The sequence below is a fragment of the Streptomyces solincola genome, assembly GCF_002982015.1.
Classification (GTDB): domain Bacteria; phylum Actinomycetota; class Actinomycetes; order Streptomycetales; family Streptomycetaceae; genus Streptomyces; species Streptomyces solincola.
Map to the genome: position 1 here is coordinate 1 of NZ_PVLV01000426.1, position 4,359 is coordinate 4,359.

At 76.0% G+C, this 4,359-nt stretch carries 3 protein-coding genes; all 3 read left to right on the top strand.

What is annotated here, in order from left to right; genetic code table 11:
• The first annotated feature begins 473 nt into the window (after positions 1–473).
• The 3 genes from C6N75_RS23740 to C6N75_RS30285 all read left to right on the top strand — a co-directional run bounded on the left by C6N75_RS23740 (position 474) and on the right by C6N75_RS30285 (position 4,343).
• A complete protein-coding gene (locus C6N75_RS23740; RefSeq protein WP_105870939.1) occupies positions 474–2,591 on the top strand; it encodes a phage holin family protein in 2,118 nt (705 codons plus the stop codon).
• Positions 2,592–2,658: 67 nt separating this feature from the next.
• Positions 2,659–4,014, top strand: coding sequence for an amino acid permease (locus C6N75_RS23745; protein WP_105870937.1), 1,356 nt, complete (start codon positions 2,659–2,661; stop codon positions 4,012–4,014).
• 89 nt (positions 4,015–4,103) lie between these two features.
• Positions 4,104–4,343, top strand: coding sequence for a hypothetical protein (locus C6N75_RS30285; RefSeq protein WP_146132651.1), 240 nt, complete (start codon positions 4,104–4,106; stop codon positions 4,341–4,343).
• Positions 4,344–4,359: the final 16 nt, after the last annotated feature.

The following is a 4,359-nucleotide window of genomic DNA, read 5'->3' on the forward strand; positions in this document are numbered from 1 at the left end:
GCCGCACCCCGTGAGAGAGCCCCCCGGCCGTGACCGACGACCGCCACCACCCGCGTCCGCACCCCGGCCGCGCCGCCGATCCCGGCCGCCCCGAGCAACCTGACCGCGCCGGTCGCGCCGAGGAGCCGGGCCTCGCCGATCCCGGCCGCCCCGACGCGGCGTCCGGCGGCCCACGCGCGTCGGGCGACCAGGGTGCTTCCGGCGACCAGGGCGCGTCCGGTGACGTGGCCGCGTCGGGTGACCGGGGCGCGTCCGGCGGCGGGGTCGCGCCCGCCGCCGGGAGCGATGCGGCCGCCTCCTCCCCGTACGACTCCGGGCAGTGGGCCGCCTACGACCCGCACGCGCTGGCCGACCACGGCGAGCCGCCGGCCGGCGGCGACGGCTCGGGCGGGGAGGTGCCGGGGCTGTCCCGCCACCGGCACACGCCCTCGCCCGGCGTGCGCCGGGCGCTGACCACCGCCGGCGCGACCCTGCTGCGGGTCGCCGTCGTCTGGGCGGTCTCCAGTCTGACCCTGCTGGCGCTGGCCGGGATCCTGCCCGACTTCCAGCTCCAGTCCGAGGACGGCGAGTCCATCACCCGCACCGCGGTCACCGCCGCCTGGGCGGCCGGCGCCTTCGGCCTGCTCGGGGCGCTGGTCTGGCCGCTGCTGGTGCGCGCGCTGCTGCTGGTGCCCGCCCTGGTCCTCGGCCTGCTCGGCTTCGCCGTCAACGGCTCCCTGCTGCTGGTCGCGCTGTGGCTGATCCCCGACCGGGGCGGCGAGGCCGACCCGCAGAACGCCGTCGTGGTCGCCGCCGTGATGTCCGCCGTCGCCTCCGCCACCTCCACCGCGCTGGCCGTCCGGGACGACGCCGCCTACCGCCGCCGGCTCTACCGGCTCGCCGGCCGCCGCAGCGGCGCGCCCCTCGACGGCGGCGCGGACGCCCCGCCCGGCACCGTCTTCGTCCAGTTGGACGGCGTCGGCTGCCAGGTCCTGAAGGACGCCGCCGAGGACGGCACCATGCCCACCGTGGCCGCCTGGCTGGGCACCACCCACCGGCTCACCCCCTGGCGCACCGACTGGTCCAGCCAGACCGGCGCCAGCCAGCTCGCCATCCTGCACGGTTCCAACCACGACGTTCCCGCGTTCCGCTGGTACGAGAAGGACACCGGCCGCACCATCGTCAGCAACCGCCCCGGCAGCGCCGCCGAGCTCCAGCGCCGCGCCATCGAGCGCACCGGCGACGGCGGGCTGCTCACCCTGGACGGCGCCAGCCGCGGCAACCTGTTCAGCGGCGGCGCGGACCAACTCGCCCTGGTGCTCTCCGTCTCCGCCCGGCGCGGCCGCCGCAACCGCTCCCGGGCCGGCTACTTCGCCTACTTCCGCGACCCCGCCAACGCGGTGCGCACCGCGCTGTCCTACGCGGCCGAAACCTGCCGCGAGATCGGCCAGTCCACCCGCTCCCGGGTGCGCGGCGACCACCCCAGGGTCGGCCGCGGCGGGCTGTATCCGCTGATCCGCGCCTTCGCCACGGTCGTCGAGCGGGACGTCGTGGTCGCCGCCGTCATCGGCGACATGCTCTCCGGCCGCTCGGCCGTCTACGCCGACCTGGTCGCCTACGACGAGGTCGCCCACCACTCCGGCCCGCGCAGCCGGGACGCCGCGGCCGTGCTGCGCAGGCTGGACCGCTCGCTCGCCCTGATCGCCGAGGTGGCCGGGCACGCCCCGCGGCCGTACCGGATCGTGCTGCTGTCCGACCACGGGCAGAGCCCCGGCGAGACCTTCGCCTCCGCCTACGGGCTCACCCTGCGCGACCTGGTCCGGGCCGGCTGCGACCTGCCGGTGCCCCGGCACGTCGCGCCCCGGGCCGGCGGGGCCGAGGCCCGCGACACCCTGCGCAGCGCCGTCCACCTGCCGCCGCCCGAGGACGAGGGCGGCGGCCCGCGCCCCGAACGCGACTCCGACCCCATCGTGCTGGCGTCGGGCAACCTGGGTCTGGTGTCCTTCCCCGACGTCCCCTACCGGATGTCGAAGGAGGAGATCGACCGCCGCCACCCCGGCCTGCTGCCCACCCTCGCCACCCACCCCGGGATCGGCTTCCTGCTGGTGCGCAGCGAACGCCACGGCTCGGTGGTGCTCGGCCCGGACGGGGCCGAGACGCCGGTGGACGACCTCGGCGACGGCGGCCCGCTGGCCGGCTTCGGCCCCGGCGCGGCCGACGCGGTGCGCCGCACCGACTCCTTCCCGCACGTCGCCGACATCATGGTCAACTCCGCGTACGACGAGGCCACCGGCGCCGTGCACGCCTTCGAGGAGCAGATCGGCTCGCACGGCGGCCTGGGCGGCGAGCAGTCGCACGCCTTCCTGCTGTGGCCGGTCACGCTCACCCCGCCGCTGCCCGACCCGCTGCCGGCCGACCACCCCGGCCTGGTGGGCGCGGAACAGGTGCACCAGGTGCTGCGCCGCTGGCTCACCGAGGGCCCGGGACCACAGATACCCGTGGGACCCCTGCCGTCCGCACGTGAGCGGGCCGCGCAGGATTCACCGTCGCACACACCTGCGGACGGAGCATTTGCGGTCAGCAACCGCGTCACACCGAACAAAAAGAGCTGATTTGGTGCAGCGTTCACCGTGCCCCGAGCATGTTCGGGTTTGCACGGCGAAAGGCGCACCACCCCTCATGACCACGCTCAACCCGCCAGTCACCCCCGACGAGCAGAGCCGGCACTCCCGCCGGTTCGGCCTCCCCGTCGCCACCGCCCTGGTCATGGGCAACATCATCGGCGGCGGCATCTTCCTGCTGCCGGCCTCGGTCGCCCCCTACGGCACGATCAGCCTGGTCGCCTTCGGGGTGCTCACCGCCGGCGCGATCTGCCTCGCCCTGGTCTTCGGCCGGCTCGCCGAGAGGCACCCGCAGACCGGCGGCCCCTACGTCTACGCGCGGGAGGCGTTCGGCGACTTCGCCGGCTTCCTCACCGCCTGGTCCTACTGGATCACCACCTGGGTCTCCAACGCCGCGCTCGCCGTCGCCGCCGTCGGCTACCTGGACGTCCTCATCCCGGTCGAGCACTCCACGGCCACCACCATCGCCGCGGCCCTGGCCGCGCAGTGGCTGCCCGCGCTCGCCAACCTGGCCGGCACCCGCTACGTCGGCGCGGTCCAGCTCGTGGCGACCGTGCTGAAGTTCGTCCCGCTGCTGCTGGTCGCCGTCGGCGGACTGTTCTTCTTCGACCCGGCCAACCTCGGTCCCTTCCAGGCCGGCTCCGGCAGCGCGGCCGGCGCCGTCTCCGCCTCCGCCGCCATCCTGCTCTTCAGCTACCTGGGCGTGGAGTCCGCCGCGGTCAGCGCCGGCGAGGTCCGCGACCCGCGCCGCAACGTCGGCCGGGCCACCATCCTCGGCACCCTCGCCGCCGCGGTCCTGTACCTGCTGGGCACCCTGTCGGTCTTCGGGCTGGTGGCCCACGACCGGCTCACCGAGTCCACCGCGCCCTTCACCGACGCCGTCAACACCATGTTCGGCGGCACCTGGGGCGGCACCGCCGTCGCCTGCATGGCCCTGGTCTCCATGGTCGGCGCGCTCAACGGCTGGACGCTGCTCAGCGCCCAGACCCCGTTCGCCGCCGCGCGGGACGGCCTCTTCCCCCGCTTCTTCACCCACAAGCGGCGCGGCGTGCCCACCTACGGGGTGCTCACCACCGTGGTCCTCGCCTCCCTGCTGACCGTCTACAACTACACGGCCGGCCCGGCCGGGGTCTTCGAGACCCTGGTGCTGGTCACCACCTTCACCGCCACCGTGCCCTACCTGCTCTCCACCGCCGCCCAGCTCTACTTCCTGGCCTCCGGCCGCGCCGACCGGGTGCACGGCCCCCGCCTGGTGCGCGACGCGGTGCTGGCCGCCCTCGCCTTCGGCTTCTCGCTCTGGCTGGTCGCCGGCTCCGGCTACGCCGCCGTCTACCAGGGCGTGCTGTTCCTCTTCGCCGGTGTGCTGGTCTACGCCCTGATGGCCGGCCGCGCCCGCCGCCGCCCGGGGGCCTGACCGCCCGCCGGCGTAACCCGCGTCGCCCGGTCGGGCGTTTACCGGCGCGTACGCGTCCGGGCGGCCCCGCCCCGGGCTACAGGCCCCCCATGACCAGCACCACCGGGCCCGTCCGCACCACCCGCGCCGCCGTGCGCCGGGCGGTCGTGGCCGCCCTGCTGGTGCTGTGCGCCATGGCCGCCGTCGCCCCCGGCTCCGCCGAACCGGGCGGGACCGAGCCGCGGCCCGCCTCCGCCCCGGCCGAAGCCGACGCCGCGCTGCCGGTGACCGGCCCGGCCACCCGCCCCGCCCCTGTCGCTTATACCCATCCCCGAGCCCCCGCGCCGTAGACGAATCACGCATGCC

Coding starts and splice junctions, on each gene's coding strand:
- C6N75_RS23745 (WP_105870937.1), top strand. CDS start 2,659: ATGACCACGCTCAACCCGCCAGTCACCCCCGACGAGCAGAGCCGGCAC.
- C6N75_RS30285 (WP_146132651.1), top strand. CDS start 4,104: ATGACCAGCACCACCGGGCCCGTCCGCACCACCCGCGCCGCCGTGCGC.